This window comes from Psychrobacter sp. UBA6739, from assembly GCF_002453835.1.
Taxonomy (GTDB): domain Bacteria; phylum Pseudomonadota; class Gammaproteobacteria; order Pseudomonadales; family Moraxellaceae; genus Psychrobacter; species Psychrobacter immobilis_A.
On record NZ_DKHR01000052.1, the window covers coordinates 1 to 16,855 of the forward strand.

At 42.0% G+C, this 16,855-nt stretch carries 14 protein-coding genes; 8 read left to right on the forward strand and 6 right to left on the reverse strand.

Features of this window, described 5'->3' with window-relative positions:
- Positions 1 to 406: DUF3800 domain-containing protein (locus B2575_RS11010; RefSeq protein ID WP_296242026.1), on the forward strand; the 406-nt coding region annotated here is incomplete at its 5' end.
- 83 nt (positions 407 to 489) lie between these two features.
- On the opposite strand, the gene B2575_RS11015 is transcribed toward B2575_RS11010, so the two are convergent.
- Positions 490 to 741 (reverse strand): DUF1289 domain-containing protein, encoded by a 252-nt coding sequence (locus tag B2575_RS11015; protein ID WP_296242028.1) that lies wholly within the window; start codon positions 739 to 741, stop codon positions 490 to 492.
- A 188-nt stretch (positions 742 to 929) separates the two neighbouring features.
- Between B2575_RS11015 and B2575_RS11020 the strand changes: the two genes are divergently transcribed.
- The 3 genes from B2575_RS11020 to B2575_RS11030 all read left to right on the forward strand — a co-directional run bounded on the left by B2575_RS11020 (position 930) and on the right by B2575_RS11030 (position 4,419).
- On the forward strand, positions 930 to 1,571 hold the full coding sequence (locus tag B2575_RS11020) for a YqiA/YcfP family alpha/beta fold hydrolase (protein ID WP_296242030.1): 642 nt from the start codon (positions 930 to 932) through the stop codon (positions 1,569 to 1,571).
- 116 nt (positions 1,572 to 1,687) lie between these two features.
- Positions 1,688 to 3,574: a DNA topoisomerase IV subunit B gene (parE, locus tag B2575_RS11025; protein ID WP_201555228.1), complete on the forward strand. Its 1,887-nt coding sequence runs from the start codon at positions 1,688 to 1,690 to the stop codon at positions 3,572 to 3,574.
- Between the two features lie 149 nt (positions 3,575 to 3,723).
- Positions 3,724 to 4,419: a lysophospholipid acyltransferase family protein gene (locus B2575_RS11030; RefSeq protein ID WP_227685363.1), complete on the forward strand. Its 696-nt coding sequence runs from the start codon at positions 3,724 to 3,726 to the stop codon at positions 4,417 to 4,419.
- 119 nt (positions 4,420 to 4,538) lie between these two features.
- Here B2575_RS11030 and B2575_RS11035 read toward each other — a convergent pair whose 3' ends face one another.
- Positions 4,539 to 5,207 (reverse strand): SDR family NAD(P)-dependent oxidoreductase, encoded by a 669-nt coding sequence (locus tag B2575_RS11035; protein WP_201502896.1) that lies wholly within the window; start codon positions 5,205 to 5,207, stop codon positions 4,539 to 4,541.
- A gap of 318 nt (positions 5,208 to 5,525) precedes the next feature.
- On the opposite strand from B2575_RS11035, the gene B2575_RS11040 reads away from it, so the two are divergent.
- On the forward strand, positions 5,526 to 6,941 hold the full coding sequence (locus tag B2575_RS11040; protein WP_296242035.1) for a hypothetical protein: 1,416 nt from the start codon (positions 5,526 to 5,528) through the stop codon (positions 6,939 to 6,941).
- 114 nt (positions 6,942 to 7,055) lie between these two features.
- Here the strand turns inward: B2575_RS11040 and B2575_RS11045 are convergent, their stop codons facing one another.
- Entirely contained in the window at positions 7,056 to 8,768 is a 1,713-nt protein-coding gene (locus B2575_RS11045; RefSeq protein ID WP_296242037.1) for a mechanosensitive ion channel, read from the reverse strand.
- 474 nt (positions 8,769 to 9,242) lie between these two features.
- Between B2575_RS11045 and B2575_RS11050 the strand changes: the two genes are divergently transcribed.
- Positions 9,243 to 9,974, forward strand: a complete 732-nt coding sequence (locus B2575_RS11050) for an FKBP-type peptidyl-prolyl cis-trans isomerase (RefSeq protein ID WP_296242039.1) — start codon at positions 9,243 to 9,245, stop codon at positions 9,972 to 9,974.
- A gap of 98 nt (positions 9,975 to 10,072) precedes the next feature.
- Here B2575_RS11050 and argA read toward each other — a convergent pair whose 3' ends face one another.
- Positions 10,073 to 11,395, reverse strand: a complete 1,323-nt coding sequence (gene argA, locus B2575_RS11055; RefSeq protein ID WP_296242041.1) for an amino-acid N-acetyltransferase — start codon at positions 11,393 to 11,395, stop codon at positions 10,073 to 10,075.
- Between the two features lie 516 nt (positions 11,396 to 11,911).
- Between argA and B2575_RS11060 the strand changes: the two genes are divergently transcribed.
- A complete protein-coding gene (locus tag B2575_RS11060) occupies positions 11,912 to 12,499 on the forward strand; it encodes a hypothetical protein (RefSeq protein ID WP_055125406.1) in 588 nt (195 codons plus the stop codon).
- 150 nt (positions 12,500 to 12,649) lie between these two features.
- Here the strand turns inward: B2575_RS11060 and B2575_RS11065 are convergent, their stop codons facing one another.
- Positions 12,650 to 13,666, reverse strand: a complete 1,017-nt coding sequence (locus tag B2575_RS11065) for a patatin-like phospholipase family protein (protein WP_296242044.1) — start codon at positions 13,664 to 13,666, stop codon at positions 12,650 to 12,652.
- A gap of 272 nt (positions 13,667 to 13,938) precedes the next feature.
- On the opposite strand from B2575_RS11065, the gene recG reads away from it, so the two are divergent.
- The gene (gene recG / locus B2575_RS11070; protein ID WP_296242046.1) at positions 13,939 to 16,305 is read left to right on the forward strand and encodes an ATP-dependent DNA helicase RecG; all 2,367 of its coding nucleotides are present in this window, start codon (positions 13,939 to 13,941) and stop codon (positions 16,303 to 16,305) included.
- A 129-nt stretch (positions 16,306 to 16,434) separates the two neighbouring features.
- On the opposite strand, the gene B2575_RS11075 is transcribed toward recG, so the two are convergent.
- Positions 16,435 to 16,563 (reverse strand): hypothetical protein, encoded by a 129-nt coding sequence (locus tag B2575_RS11075; protein ID WP_265088293.1) that lies wholly within the window; start codon positions 16,561 to 16,563, stop codon positions 16,435 to 16,437.
- Between the last annotated feature and the right edge of the window lie 292 nt (positions 16,564 to 16,855).

Here is a 16,855-nt window from a genome sequence, read left to right on the forward strand (position 1 = left end):
TATTTATAAAAGACTGACTATAACTAAAATTAAAATTTTTTATTCAAATACTTCAGAAGATTTGAATGTTTTTATTGATGAAGGGTTAGGTAAACCAAATACTATAGTTGGTAATGAAGTCTTTCATGATTATCCAAATAAGTATCAAGGTATATTTCAATCATCGCATAAAGAACCTCTACTGCAATTAGCTGACTTCATAGCATTTATAGTGAATAGATCTACTCACCTATACATGAAAGAAAACAGAACTGATTTAGACAATTGGTTTCTACAACTGTTTAATAGTATGAGTATTAATAGCGATGACTTATTAAAAGTTGACTTTACTGGTGATTACTCTGATCTTAAAGTTTTAGATTTCGATACAGCACATAAAAATGATCGTTATGTGAAGAGATATTAGTTTACTTGAGGTTGTTTAAAAATTTTAAACTTCAGGAAGTAAATTTAAGATTATGTTTGTTAATGTGTCTCAATCTTTATTTCTCAAAACAACTCCCCAACCTCTTCAAAATCAAATCCTAACTGCTCGCCCTTACGCTGTCTCATTTGCTCTATACGCAGCTTACGTCCAGAGACTAGTCGTAGCACCTCGCGACGCTGTTCTGTCGTCATGTCATGCCATAACTGACGCTCAGGACGGCTGCGCAGGCAACCAAAGCAATAGCCTTTTTTATTGCTTTGGCAAAGACCAATACATGGATTGGCAATCTCAAACAGCTCAAACTGTTGGTTCATGGCGACTCCATTGCTATTATCGTCATTCCTTTGACTTGCATAAAACTATTATGACAATATTATTATGTCGCAAATACTGACTAATGGTGTGCCGTTTTATTGTTATTATTTTTGTTTAGCGGGTGCTATGCTTAGCGTCACTAGCCTATATAAGATAATCATAACAAAATTAATAAGTGAGATGATACGTGAACTTGATTTATATCCATGGACTGGACAGTGATGCGAACTCTACCAAGGGAATGCTATTAGAAAAATACTGCCAGCATCATCATCCTGATATCAATGTACTGCGTCCCGATTTGAATCAATCGCCACAAGACGTGTTCGATAAACTGATAAGTCTAGTTGAGGAATGGGGCAGCGACTCAAAAGTTGTATTCGTTGGTAGCTCATTGGGTGGCTATTTTTCTACCTTGGTGAGCAACCATACAGGCTGTGCGGCTTTACTATTAAATCCTAGTACTCAGCCACATGTGACATTACAGCGCTTTGCTCATGACTTACTTTTAAATAATGATAGTAATGAAGGTCAAGGCGAAGATGAATTGCCAAAGAACCAAATTCTCTATACGACTACTGGCGGTTGGGATATTACTTCTGCGGATTTGCAATGGTTTGCAGATCATCAGTTATCAGAAATTCATTATCCTAAAAAAATTGCTGTATTTATCAAAGAAGGCGATGAGTTATTAAATCCTGAATTGTCTAAAGCCTTTTATCAACAGCAAGGGAGTACGGTTATTTTACAAGCGGGTGGCGATCATCGGTTTAGTGACTTTGGTGAGCAGTTGCCGATGGTGATAAATATGCTACAAGATTTAGTATGAGTCTAAACAGGCGACATTATATGACGTGAGCGATGGACTATTAACCTTAACGTCGCTATTTTTGGTTATAATGGTTGAATAGAATTAATCAGACATGAATCGTTAAGGATGCATTTGTGAGTCAATATAATGCGCAATCGTTAGAAGTTTTAGAAGGGCTTGAGCCAGTACGTCGTCGTCCAGGTATGTATACCGACACCACCCGCCCAAACCATTTGGCGCAAGAAGTTATCGATAACTCAGTCGATGAGGCATTGGCGGGTTATGCTAAAACCATCAAGGTGCAATTGCATAGTGATGGCTCGTTGTCTGTCGAAGATGACGGGCGTGGTATGCCGACTGATATTCATCCTGAATTCAATCAATCGGGCATTGAGCTGATTTTAACTCGCTTACATGCTGGTGGGAAGTTTTCGACTTCTAATTATGAAGTGTCAGGCGGTCTGCATGGTGTGGGTATCTCTGTCGTCAATGCGTTATCAACACGTGTTGAGGTGACGGTATGGCGTGATAGTACACAGTTTGATATGGCGTTTGAAAATGGCGCACCAGTTACGCCGTTGACTGAAGCAATCAGCTCAAACAAACGCAAACGTGGTACCAGAGTGCATTTTTGGGCAGATGGTCGCTTTTTTGATACGCCTAAATTTAATGTAAAACAGCTCAAGCACAATCTAAAAGCCAAAGCGGTATTGGCAGCTGGGCTGACGATTGAATTTGTTGATGATATTAATAATGAAAAGGTAGTTTGGCAGTTTACTGACGGAGTGGTCGAATATCTAAGCGAACAGTTGGATGGTTTAGAAACCTTACCTGAAGCACCGTTTTATTATAATTACGATGCGAAAGCGGGCGAACGTGCTGCTATTACCTTTGCCTTGTCTTGGTTACCTGATGGTGGCACGCCGATTCAAGAAAGCTATGTGAACCTTATCCCGACGGCTCAGGGCGGTACGCACGTCAATGGACTGCGTACTGGTATCTTAGAGGCCTTACGTGAGTTTTGCGATATTCATAATTTGCTACCACGGAGTGTCAAGTTAACGGCAGAAGATGTCTGGGATGGGGTGAACTATATTCTGTCGCTTAAATTTTCTGAACCGCAGTTTTCAGGTCAAACCAAAGAGCGCTTATCTAGCCGCGAAGCGGCTGGGGCAGTACAGACATTGGCAAAAGATGCCTTTAGTCTGTGGTTAAATCAGCATGCCGATATGGGTACTCAAATCGCAGAGCTGGCGATTAATAAAGCTGGACGTCGTCTCAAGTCTGCCAAAAAAGTCGCCCGTAAGAAAATCACGCAAGGTCCTGCATTGCCGGGTAAGTTGGCAGACTGTCGTGGTGATTTGCGTGATGGTGCTGAGCTATTTTTGGTGGAAGGGGATTCTGCGGGTGGTAGTGCTAAGCAAGCACGTGACCGTCATTATCAGGCGATATTACCTTTGCGTGGGAAAATTCTAAATACGTGGGAGGTGTCATCAGATACGGTGTTATCGAGCCAAGAGATTCATGATATCGCCATTGCTATCGGTGTCGATCCGGCATCTGACGATTTGTCTGAGCTGCGGTATGACAAGGTATGTATCTTAGCGGATGCGGATTCTGATGGTCTGCATATCGCCACGCTCATCTGCGCTTTATTTGTGAAGCATTTCCCTGCGCTAGTGGATGCGGGTCATTTATTTGTCGCCATGCCGCCGTTATATCGAGTAGACGTGGGCAAAGAGGTGCATTATGCGTTAGATGAGCCTGAGCTTCAGCACATTTTGGCCAATGTGCCGGGCAATAAAAAAGCGCAGATTACCCGTTTTAAAGGCTTGGGTGAAATGAGTGCAGAGCAGTTACGTGAGACGACCATGAACCGTGATACTCGGCGTTTAGTTCAGCTAGATATGGATGACATGGTGTTGACTAATAGCGTCATGGATATGCTGTTGGCTAAAAAACGTGCTGCTGATCGCAAGGTTTGGCTTGAGAATAAAGGCAATTTGGCTGACATATCCTAATGGGCTTGATGAGTATGTCCGTCAATAGCTATATATTTATATAAGTTTATAAACCGGTAAGCTGGCAAGCAATAAAAGCCTATAAAATTCAATTTAGTTGTATAAGCTTAATGTTATTATGTAGGTATCTTTTATTATGTGGTGCCGTCATGACATCAAAGTTATTTAATCGCTCAAAAGCTGCTGCTTCTCAGTCTGTAAACTCTAAAATATTGCCCAAGCTTAGTAAAAAGCAGCTGGGTAGTTTAGTCCCGAAACGCGGTAATAAAATTGCGCCAGTGATTGCCTCAGCTATGCTAAAAGCTGCGGGTTGGCGTACAGTTGGAGAGATTCCAAATATCTCACAAGCTGTGGTTTTAGCGCTGCCGCATACCTCGAATATCGATGGGGTTTATGCGATACCCAGTTTATTCGCCCTAGATTTGAAAATCAGTATTATGGGTAAGCATACGTTATTTAAAGTGCCCGTATTTGCTCAGCTATTAAGCTGGATAGGGGTGATTCCCATTGATCGTAGTGATAAAGGCTCAGTGCTGCAAGCAAGTATTGATAAGTTCAAAACAGGTAAGCCACTATTTTTGGGTTTAGCACCAGAAGGCACGCGTCAATATACTGAAACTTGGAAATCTGGCTTTTATTATTTAGCAGTGGGCGCTGGTGTACCTATTTTGCCGGTAGCGATGGATTACAAAACTAAAGAGATACGCTTTATGTCGTTGGTTTATCCTAGTGGTGATATCGAAGCGGATTTACCAAAAATTTATGCTCAGTATAAAGGGGTGGTGCCAAGACATCCTGAGCGCTTATCTCAACCATTACAAGATATCAATCATTCAGCTGAATAAAGTTTTTAAATGAGTTATGAGTATCTGTATTATATTAAGACCCCCTGACAGATTAATGTCAGGGGGTCTTTTGTTTGCGGTGATGAGTTTTAAGAATGGCTAAAAAACTAAGCATTGAGTTAGCTATTAAACGTACTCACCCCGCCATCGACAGGTAAATTCATACCAGTAATGATGGCAGCGTCATCACTGGCTAAAAACATCACAGCGGCAGTTACATCAAACGGTGTCGCTGTCTTCCCTAGTGGAGAGTGGGTAATAAATGGATTTGGACTGATATCCGTTGCCACCAATCCAGCAGATACGGCATTAATACGTACATTATTTGGTATATTCTCTAATGCCAGCTTCTTTGTAACATCAGTCAAATTCTTTTGTCTAGCTTTATAGGTCTCTATATTCCAGTCTGCTGATATCTCCGTTAGCGTTGACACATTAACGATATTGCCTTGTGTTTTTATCAGTTCTGGAATAACTGACTGATGAATGCCGACCGCAGTATCTATATTGACCATCACATCAATATGTTTATATTTATCGCGTACATGCTCTATTAATCTTGCCGTTTGGGTCAAATCATTAATATCACTGGTTACGGTAAGGTGGTTACCTGTATTGATCCATGTATGATCCTGTGGCAGATCCTCGTAGATGTATTCTAAAATATCGTTATTAATACCAACGATTATACAATTCGCCCCTTCTTGTGCAAATCTAAGCGCCGTTGCACGACCAATATCAGAATCTGCACCTGTTATAATGACAGTTTTCTCTTTAAAGCGTTTCATAATGTTCAATCCTTTTTATTATATGATGGTCATTAAATAATTTTAATAAATGACTCTAAAAAATGTCTCTAAAAAATGTAATCAAAGGCAGCCCATAAGCGATAAGTTTGACTGCAAATCATGCTACTTTGCTATTATCATAACAACTCATTGCCCTGAAAGCGACTGCATTTAATAAGGCTTATTTTTTTAAGTTTTTCGTTGGTAGCCTGTCGTTATAGCAAAAGAATTTGCGAATATTCAACATGCTCTAGTGTTATGCTCATCAATAGCAACTTACCATACAACGCGTCCATTCGATAATAAAAGGTTAACACTGTGTCTGACTCATCTATTACCCTATCTGATAATGATTGTCTTGTTAATGAGTTGACCTGCTATTTGCAGAAAGATGCTGTAGATATTGTTTTGACCAATATGCAGCATCTTGAGCATAAATATGACGCGTGTTACCGTGCTCAGCAATATCACTATCAATTGCCACTGGGTAACCTATCATTACTTAAGCTCATATTGTATTTGCCTGCTAAAAGTAGTCTGGTCGATATTAAAGCTGCGCGTATGACGGTAGTAAAGGCCGCGCTCATATGGCATAAGATATATCTTGCTCAGCATAAAAATAACGACAACATGAGCCATAATATTTTAGTTTTTGATATTCAGCGCACCGATAAAGCTGAAGAAATCAATAAAATTAAGATAAATGACCAGCAACGACAATCCCTAAAACGGCTCACTCATGGTTTTGGTGTCCGCTATTTTATGGAAGATTTGGTGGTGGATATGAGCGACAGTATGCAGCAGCTACAAGTTTTTAGCTGGCATGACTGGCAGGCGATATTAGCAAGCCTACAAGCATCATGCGAGTTATGGCGATTTTTGCATTATCGTTTAGGGCAATTACAGTATTCAGCCAGTAATCATGTCGCTAGCTTTGAATCAGAAGCAGATCTAGTCACTCAGTTTTTACATAGCCCTACTTTGTTTACGGACGCTATCGCAGTAGATAATGCACTCATCAAGTACGAGGTGCAAGATGAGCCCAATCCTGCATTAGTCGCTATGACACTTGCCTACAAAAACAAAAGCACGACTGCGCAGATGTATCATCAGCATATGGCGCAAGCGGCAGCTCTGTGGTCGCAGCTAAGCACCCAAATGATAGAGATGCTCGATGAAGAAGTACTAGACAATGCTGATAAAGAGATACTAGGAACAAAACGCTGTTATTGGCAACAGCAGCTATTGGACGAGTCTTTATTTTCGCGCCATGAGCTGGTTCGAACTCTATATAGACATCCTAAACGAGCACATGGTCTGCAAAAAGAAGGTTATGTCGTCCATCAGCACTCTTATGAGAGCTTGGGACGGCATTATGTATTAATATTTTATGGGCAAGATGTTGAGGGCCAGCACAGTAAACAGGCTATTCAGCCAAACTTAGCAAAGATTGCACAGGATGTTGCGAGCCGCCTGCCAATAGCCGAGCTGCATCATGTGATTGTATTGGGCATTGATTTTATTGACGAATCTAATGACACCTTTATTGATATCGATTTATGGATTCAACCCGTTGATCCGATGACCAAGCGTGAACGGCAGCTGACCAAGCAATTACAGCGCTTAAACCAACAGCATAAAAAGCAAACGACAAATAACTTATCAGCAAGTAAAAATGAGTCAATGCGAATGCAATTAAATTTGAATATACCTGCACGGAAGACCAAGTCCTGAGTATGATTTTGTAGCGATGTTTTGTAGCGAGTTTTTCATAGACACTAAATTTACGCCATAAAAAAAGACAGCCTAGGCTGTCTTTTTTATTCAACATATATCGTTAACGATGACTTATTTTAAGTCGTTATTATCAATATCAGTAAAGCCTTTATTACTTGGCGCTAGATTTGAACCAGTGTCGATATCGTCATCACTTGTTTCAACATGAGTGATATCTACATGACCCGTACCAAGATTGTTGGTATCGACAGTGCTAGTAGGGAAGTCACTAGTCATTGTACCTGAAGCAGCAGGAGTGTTCTCTCGAACTGAGTCAGCAACTTTTTCTTGTGTACTTGAGCTAGCATGAAGAGCAGATTTCGCTTTAGCTTCTTCACGTTCTTTGTCCATTTTATCCTGCATTTTACGTAGGAAACGTGCAGCGGCTTCTTGACCACCAAGACCAAATGAAAGGGCAAAGGCTACCGCTACGGCGCCTAGCGTTAGACCAAATGCTAGGTTGACGATAGAGTCAGCAATACCCATCGCTTTTAGACCCATGGCAAGTACTAAACCCATGATTAGTACACGGACGATATTTGCTAGGAATTGTGAGCCTTGCTCAGAACGCTCAACGACACCTGCAATGATATTGGCAAGCCAAAAGCCAATAAATAGGATAATTGCGCCCAAGATAATATTGGCACCAAACGCAATAAACATGGCGATAATGGCTGAGATAGGCTCAAAACCTAGTAAGTCAGCGGCGGCAATTGAGGCAAATAACATCGCAAAGAAGATAATCGCATAACCAACAAGATCAGAGACTCTCTTATCGCCCATCGTTTCTTGTAAGCCAACTTTCGCAGGCAATTGATTAATCTCAGTGTTTTCGATCAAACCTTTGATGATATTGGCAACCATACGTACCACATAGAAGGTCACGACTAAAATCGCAACCGCCATAAAAATATTTGGCAGTGCTTCCATGATTTTGTTCAGCATGTTTGTCGCAGGACGAGCAATCACTTCAATTTTTAATGCATTTAATGCAGCAATAATAGTTGGAATGATCACTACTAAAAATGCCAATGAACCAGCGATATTAGGCAAGCTATTTTTTTCGCTTAAGCCTGCTTTTGTAGCCAATTCTTGAACATTAAAAGTAGATACAAGGTTGGTCACAATGCCGCGTACCACTTTGGCAATGATATAACCGACGACAAAGACAACACCTGCAATGAGGATGTTAGGAATAAAGCTAAAGATTTTATCAACCATGTTAGTCAATGGAGCAAATAAACCATCAAGCTCTAATTTCCCCAATACCATCGTTAAAACAACCAACAAGATGAACCAATAAACCATATCGGCAATCGTGCTACTCATCGGTTTTACACCTGCCTGAGCACTCAAACGCTCATCCATCGACGTTTTCGCCAATGCCGCGTTGATAGCTGTGCGTGCAACGGTAGCCAAGACCCAACCAATAATACCCACAGCGATAGCGCCAATAAGATTAGGGATAAATGCTAGGACTTGATTGACCATATTTGCAAACGGTGTCGAGATTGAGTTCAAATTCAATTGATTCAGCGCCCCAGAAATCGCGATGATAAAGATGAACCAAAATACAATCTTAGAGATAATACCTTCTAAATCGTAGGTCTTACCCGTTGAAGAGTTCATGCGTTGGTTCAGATTGACTCTAGATAATACATTACGAACCAGTGCTGCGATACCCAGTGCCACTAGCCAACCAATAATAAATATTAAAATAGCACCAATAATAGAGCCGATAGGCCCACCAAGATAACCGTTAAAAGATGTGTACATTGGATTCATCTTATCCTCCTTTAATCATCATACGAAAGCCACTCAACAATATCATCAGTACAGCTAGTGTTGAGCGAAACCAATACATAGATGGTTATAATTAATAGTATTTTTAAAATAAGTTATGCGGTGATATTATAATTTTTGAGTAGGTAACCTTATCAAAAAACCTTATCAAAAAACGTTGGTTTCCCTCGTGTTGATTACCTTACTGCCAATGTTAATCATCCATGATAAAGACGTACACTCGGTTACTTATCACCTTAACTCATTTAGCTTAGCTGATGTATTAGTGGATTTAAAGATAGAAAGCTTAACGTGTTACTGTATTTGTGTGATAACTTGTTATTATGATGAGAAATATTAACATAGACTGTACATTCGCCCGATAATTTGACGGCAAACATGGTTCCTAAAACTAAGATTTGTTATTATAGGAACATGTGACATCTCGCCACTATCCTTACAATTTGAGAGTACTTTATGAAAAAAATCACTACTTTAAGCGTTGGTGCACTTGCTAGTGCTATGTTGTTGGTAACAGGCTGTAGCACAAATAACGGTAACCAAGAGACCGCTGCTAAAAGCGTTTCAATCACCGAGCAAAGCTCAGCAAATGAAAAAGTAGGTTATAGTTTAGGCTTCATGATGGCTGAAGGTAACAAAGAAGCGGTCGGTGACCTGAATCTTGATACCTTTGAAAAAGGCTTCCGTGATGGTTATGAAGGCAACGAATCAGCATTGACCCAAGAACAAATGCAGGAAGTATTGACGACTTATCAAAAAGAGCAAGAAGAAAAGTTCGTTAAAGACATGGAAACAAAAGCTGGAGAAAACAAAACCAAAGGCGCTGCATTCTTAGCAGAAAACGTTAAAAAAGAAGGCGTCAAAGAAACGGCTTCTGGCTTACAGTACAAAGTTATCACCGCAGGCACGGGTAAATCACCAAAAGCGACTGACGTGGTTGAAGTGAACTACGAAGGTAAGTTAATCGATGGTACGGTATTTGATAGCTCTTATGAGCGCGGTGAGCCAATTGAGTTCCCGTTGAACCAAGTCATCGCTGGCTGGACAGAAGGTCTACAGCTGATGAAAGAGGGCGGTAAATACGAGTTTTATATCCCATCAGATATTGCTTATGGTGAAGCGGGTAACGCAGGTATCGAGCCTAACAGCACGCTTATCTTTACGGTTGAGCTATTAAAAGTAAAATAATACTTAGTACACACCCTAGTGAACAGTGTTAAAAAATAAAACCTTAAAAAAGCCCTCATAATATTATGAGGGCTTTTTTATGATTAGAAATTGAGCATCTAAAGAGTTTTTTGAAAGACTTTAGAATTACGACCATTATGGTATTTTTCTTGACGCGATGCAGGTAGCGCGCTGGCCTCGACTTCGGAAAAGCCTTGCTCGACGAACCAATGTGCCGTCCGTGTCGTTAACACAAACAACTTGTGCAGACCATGACTGCGCGCTTGTTGCTCTAAAAATGCCAGTAAGTCTGCACCGCGACTACCGCTACGATAATCGGGATGTACGGCGACACAGGCAACTTCTGCTGATTCTGTATCCAATGGATATAGCGCCGCGCAGCCCAAAATCATACCATCACGCTCGATGACACTATAATTATCAATCTCTTGCTCTAAGCGTTCGCGTGAGCGGCTGACTAATATGCCTTGCTCTTCTAGCGGTGATAATAGCTCAATCAGTCCGACCACATCGTCAATATTGGCACGACGAATCTCTTCGTAAGGGTCATGGCTGATAAGAGTACCAGAGCCATCGCGAGTGAATAACTCTTCTAATAAGGCACCGTCTTTGGCATACGAGATAATATGGGTGCGATGGACGCCTTGGCGGCAAGCCAAACTGGCGCAATTTAAGAAATAATTGATCTCGCAATTTAAATCACGATCACGTAAGAAGCGGTCGACTTCATTAGGAATCATCTCTCTTAGTAAGCGATCATCGTCATTGATGCCTGCTTCTTCACCCAAGAAGATAAGCTTATCAGCACCCAGTGCCACGGCTGCACTGAGCGCCACGTCTTCAGCTAGCAAATTAAAGACTTCACCAGTCGCTGAATAACCCATTGAGCCTAAAATCACAATATGGTCGTGTAGCAGGTTGTTTTTGATGGCTTCAACATCGATAGAGCGCACTTCGCCAGTCATTTGGTAGTCGATACCATCACGAATACCGTAAGGACGTGCGGTCACAAAATTGCCTGAAATGGCATCGATGCGTGAACCATACATAGGTGAATTGGCCAGTCCCATCGACAGCTGCGCTTCGAGTTGCAGGCGAATAGCGCCTACCGCTTGTAAAATAGCAGGCATCGCCACGCGCGGTGTAATTCGAATGTCTTGATGCAGTGGGGATGTAATGTCAGCATCTTTCAAGTTCTTTTCGATTTGCGGTCGCGCTCCATGTACCAATACCAGCTTGATACCTAAGCTATGCAGTAGCGCAAAATCATGAATAAGGGTGCTAAAATTTGGATGATTGACCGCCTCACCACCAAACATAATCACGAACGTTTTGCCGCGATGGGTATTGATGTAGGGGGCAGAGTTACGGAACCAATGGACGTATTCAGGGTTGATTTGGGGCATGGCGCTAGTAGTCATAATAAGGGCAATAGTAGTGAGAATAAGAAAAGGGGCGTAGCAAAAAATGCCTATCGCTAAAGAATTACCATAGCAAAAAACGCCGTTATGAGCTATCTTTTATTTCAGTAGTATCAATCAATTTTTATCACTGATCGACGATATACACAACCCCAACACGGGGTTAGTGTACGTACAAACACTTTTTGCTATGCTAAACGCTATTGCTTTACAGGCGATGAACGAAGATAATCAATAAAAATAAGAACTTTATACGATAAGCTTACCAGCTATGACAATATAGACGCATGCAGCGCTTGCCATTAGCTGTCATTACAATCAGCAGCGATACTAGGTCTGCCAATACTATAACAGTCGACCATTTATAATGAGTTATGTTTCTTATAGCATGTTTCTTATAAGTGGGTATGTTCCGTCTAAATTGTGCTGCCTGTAAACGATTCAATATACACCAAAAGTTATTCAATTTTTACCAGCTGCGTTTTACCGACATATTAACCAGGGATAATGAAAACCATGAAAAAAAGTAACCAATTTGCTAGCCCATTTAGTGCTTGGAGCGGACATCGCTTATTCCACGTTGTGGCTGGTACGCTCATCGGTGCGATGGTAGTGACGCAAGCCTCGGCAATGCTACCGACGCCAGAACAAGCCGTTGATAGTTCGGCAGCTGTACAGACCAATGCTACTAAAAGCAGCAACTCGAGTGCACAAGCCGTCAATAGTAAAATTACCGCGTCATTGATTAGCGTTGATGCAAACGGTCAAGAGGTTTTGGCTCCGGTGAATGCTAGTACGCGCCTGCAATCAGGTAATGTCTTGGAGTACCAAGGTTATTTCACCAATACCAATGCAGATCGCGTCCGAAAAATGACCGTGACGATGAGTATCCCTGAGCAGGTAGAGTTATTGCGTACAGTATCACCTGAGTTTCCATACGGCAGTGCGGACGGTAATACTTTTGCCCGTATGCCATTACGTGGAAAAGTGGATAACCAACTACAAGAAATTCCATTAAAGTATTATAAAGCGGTACGCTGGGATTTAGAGGGTGTTGGTCTTAATGACACCGTAGTGGTTAAATACCGTGCACGTGTGAAATAAGCCAGTCATTTAATATTAAGTATTTTATCAGGGTGATTTATTTAATACTGGCTTAATATTCGTTTAATCATAAAAAGCATCACGGCTCGTTGCTGTGGTGCTTTTTTGTGGGTTGTTAACAAGAAATTTTGGTACGCCGTTGCAAGGCGCTTAAAGCGTCGCGTATTTCTGGTTAGATTTTTCTTTGATTAATTGCTTGATGGCAGCCATTTGTTCGGTAGTAGCTTGCGAGCCTGCAGCTATGAGAGCACGGCGCTGGCTGGTATCTAGTGAGCTGATATGACTGACCGCAGGCGTAATCAGCACATCAGCACGATCTCGTTCACGTTGCATCGATGAGGCACGATTGGCGCTTGGCGGAGCTACAACATTACTCTCCAAAAATCCCCAAAAACTGCTTAATCCGTTGAGGTTTAATTTTTTATCAAGTGTAGAGACACCGCTAATATTGTTAATACCAGTATCTGTCACATCAACGGCAATAACAATATCAGCGCCTAAATCACGGGCGCTATCTACAGGTACTAGGCTGACCACGCCACCATCGATATATTTTTTACCGACCTTTTCTGGAATACGCGGCGCAATAAAAATATTCGGTACGCTACAGGATGCTTGAACAGCAAGCCCCGCATCACCAGTGGTAAAAATGGCTTTTTTCAAAGTATGCTTCTCCGCCGCGACTGCTGCAAAGCGGATGGGGAAATTCTCTATTACTCGTCCATCGACTTTATCGTTGATAAAGTTCTTGAGTTTGATACCCTCGATGACACCTTGATTGGATAAGACAAAATCTGTCAATTCGCTATCTGTAGTGGTCAGTGCCAGTTGCTCAAGTTGTACTGGTGTGTAGCCGCTGGCATATAGGCTACCAACCAAGCTGCCGACGCTGGTGCCAACGATGAGCGTGGGCTTAATGCCATTTGCTTCTAATGCTTTAATCACCCCAACATGGGCGAAGCCTTTGGCACCGCCGCCGCCCAAGACTAACGCCACATTAAGTGGCGCTATTTCAGGTGCTTCAGGTAACGGCTGCGCTGGCGTTAGAGAGCTACAAGCGCTGATAGATAATCCGAGTACGGCAATTAAGCTGGTGCATAGCACTCTCATACTATTTCGCACTCTTAGACTATGAAGAGGTTGTCGATACTGGGCAGGAGCGAACATAAAAACACCTTATAAAATGACGATAATACGGAAAATAAGACATCAGTTATTGATATGATACAAATGAGCCGTTTGACTTTCAGGCTTTTTGACGCAGTATTACTAAATAGCTGAGCATAAGCAATTGTATTGTCAGCTATAATGAAATGAGTCGGTGTTTTGATGTGTCATGTTTATGACAGCTGTTTTATAAAAACTGTCATCATCTACGGTATATTGAAAATACTTGAATGAGTATATGAAAACTAAAAATAATATCGTTAGGATCTTTGATGTCAGTATCAGTGAACGCTTCTTTAACTAGCCCAACAGACCACTTTAGGTCTGAGCTGCCACTCTCAGCGCTAGATATGCCAGTGACGGCACTGGCGGGTGTGGGATTAAAAGTCGCAGAACAGTTGGCGCAATTGAATATTAAACGAATATTTGATTTATTGCTGCATCTGCCACGTGATTATGAAGATCGTAGCCGATTGCTGTCTATAGCAGAAGTGGGGCACGGACAGTCTGCGTTAATTACTGGGCGTGTGGTGCACGTCGATACCAAGCGCAGCGGTATGACGGTCGTGGTAGATGATGATACAGGCACCATATCGCTACGGTTTTTTAAGGTTTATCGTGGTCTTGCACAAACCATGAGCTTAGGGACACAGCTGCAATTATTTGGCGAAGTGAAAGTGAGTCGTTATGGTAAGCAAATCCACCATCCTGAATATCAAATTATCAGTAGTAATGAGACGGTAGTAAATACAGGCTTACAGCCTATTTATCCAAGTGTTAAAGGTTTGCACCAGAATAAGCTGCGCACCTTAATTAAGCTGGCATTACAGACGGTTCGTAGTGAAGGCTTACCAATGACGCTGTTTACTCCTACAGATTTTGCAGTCGTGGCTGACTTGCCATTAGCGCCTTTTGAACCGACGAAGACAGTAGTAACAGAAGCAGAGTATCCAGAAGATATATTCTCGACACTGGCGCGTAGCGTACCAGATAATACGACTGGTAATAGCGTTAGTAGTGTCAATAAAGCCAATGTCTATGATACCAATAATAATACAAACAGTGATATCCATACAGTCGCTAATAGAACAGTTAATAACAACATCTATAATCTGACGATATTTGAAGCCTTAGTATTGCTGCATACACCGCCGACTTATACCGACGCAGGACGACAATATCAGCTACTCACCCAGTTAAGTGCCCGTACTCATGTGGCATGCCAGCGTTTGATTATTGAAGAATTAACCGCCCATCAGCTCAGCTTGTTATATCGTCGTCAGCAACTGCATCAGCATAAAGCACCCAAATGTGCCACGCAAAGTCCATTGGCTGATAAGCTATTTGCCGCATTGCCGTTTGATTTAACGGGTGCCCAGCAACGAGTCATGAAAGATATTACGGCTGATATGGCAACGTCCATCCCAATGCTGCGGTTGGTGCAAGGTGATGTGGGCGCGGGCAAGACTCTGGTCGCAGCGGGTGCAGCCGGTTATGCGTTAGATAGTGGCTGGCAAGTGGCTGTTATGGCACCCACAGAAATTTTAGCAGAGCAGCATTTGGTCAATTTCAAACAATGGTTTGAGCCGTTAGGTATCGGTGTTGGCTGGCTTGCTGGTAAACAAACGGCGAAGCAGCGCCGCGAAGCATTGGAAGCAGTCGCAGAAAATACGGTGCAAATCGTGGTCGGTACTCATGCACTGTTTCAAGAGCAGGTGCAGTTTGCCAAATTGGGCTTAGTTATTATCGATGAACAACATCGCTTTGGTGTTGAGCAGCGTATGGCACTGACCAATAAAGGGGTGGCGAATAGCACGCCACATCAACTGATTATGACTGCCACCCCGATTCCGCGCACGCTTGCGATGAGCGTGTACGGTGATATGGATACCTCTATCATTGATGAATTGCCACCGGGGCGTACGCCAATTACTACGGTGACCATTGACCGTAATCGACGCGATGAAGTCATTGAGCGGATTGCGGTTAATTGTGAAGCGGGTAGGCAAGCGTACTGGGTTTGCTCGTTGGTCGAAGCGTCTAGTGTGCTAGATGCGCAAGCCGCTGAAGCTACTTATGAGGATTTAAATGAGCGCTTGAATATTCGCATTGGTCTTGTCCATGGCAAGATGAAATCCGTTGACAAACAAGCCATCATGCAAGAATTTAAAGCTGGCAATTTGGATTTGTTGATTGCAACGACTGTCATTGAAGTCGGTGTCGACGTACCTAATGCATCGTTAATGGTCATTGAAAATGCCGAACGATTAGGTCTATCGCAATTACATCAGCTGCGCGGGCGAGTCGGGCGTGGCTCAACCAAAAGCTATTGCGTACTGTTATACCAAAAGCCATTATCAGAGACAGGTACAGAGCGCTTAAATGTCCTGCGTGATAGCACTGATGGTTTTGTTATTGCGCAAAAAGACTTAGAGCTACGTGGCCCCGGCGAGCTATTAGGCAAACGTCAAACGGGTAACGTTGGTTATTATTTGGCTGATCTGATACGTGACGAGCAGCTGTTTGCCATTGCTCAGCGTTTAGCCAAACATTTAATTGCAGATCCTACGCGCAAGGCAGATGTCAGCCAACTGATTCACCGCTGGATGCCTGAGGCGAGTCGTTATACCAATGCCTGAGGCGTCTCCTGAATTCAATCGGTTATCCTTATAAATGGGCTAAAAATGGCTAAATTAATGGTAAAAAAGAGGACAGCCAACGCTATCCTCTTCTATTCTTTGACCTAGAGCCATCATCTCGAAACAATGCTATTTGGCTTTTTTCGACTTTTTCAATGACTTCTTAAGATCTTTGAGGTCTTTCTTTTTCTGCTTAATTTTTGCTTTGGTGTCTTTAATTTCTTGCTTAAGCTTTTTTACGTCTGATTTATTAGCCATGATGGATTCCTTTATTAGTAGATTTATCTTAATAATGACAAATTACCCCGTAAATACAAGTCTAAACTGTAGGGCGTATGTATCATTAGTTTTTACGAGTGATGGTTCCAACTATAATGGGCGCATCTTAATGCATTCAATATGACAGCATATTTGGTCATTTTTTCATTGGCTGAATAAGTTTTAAGAAAGGGGTTTTGTGTGAAGAAGACTTATGCAATGAACTGGAAATACGCTGTCTTTTGTCTTTAGTTATCGTTCACTTTATAATCTTTGCTACTAATAATCTTTA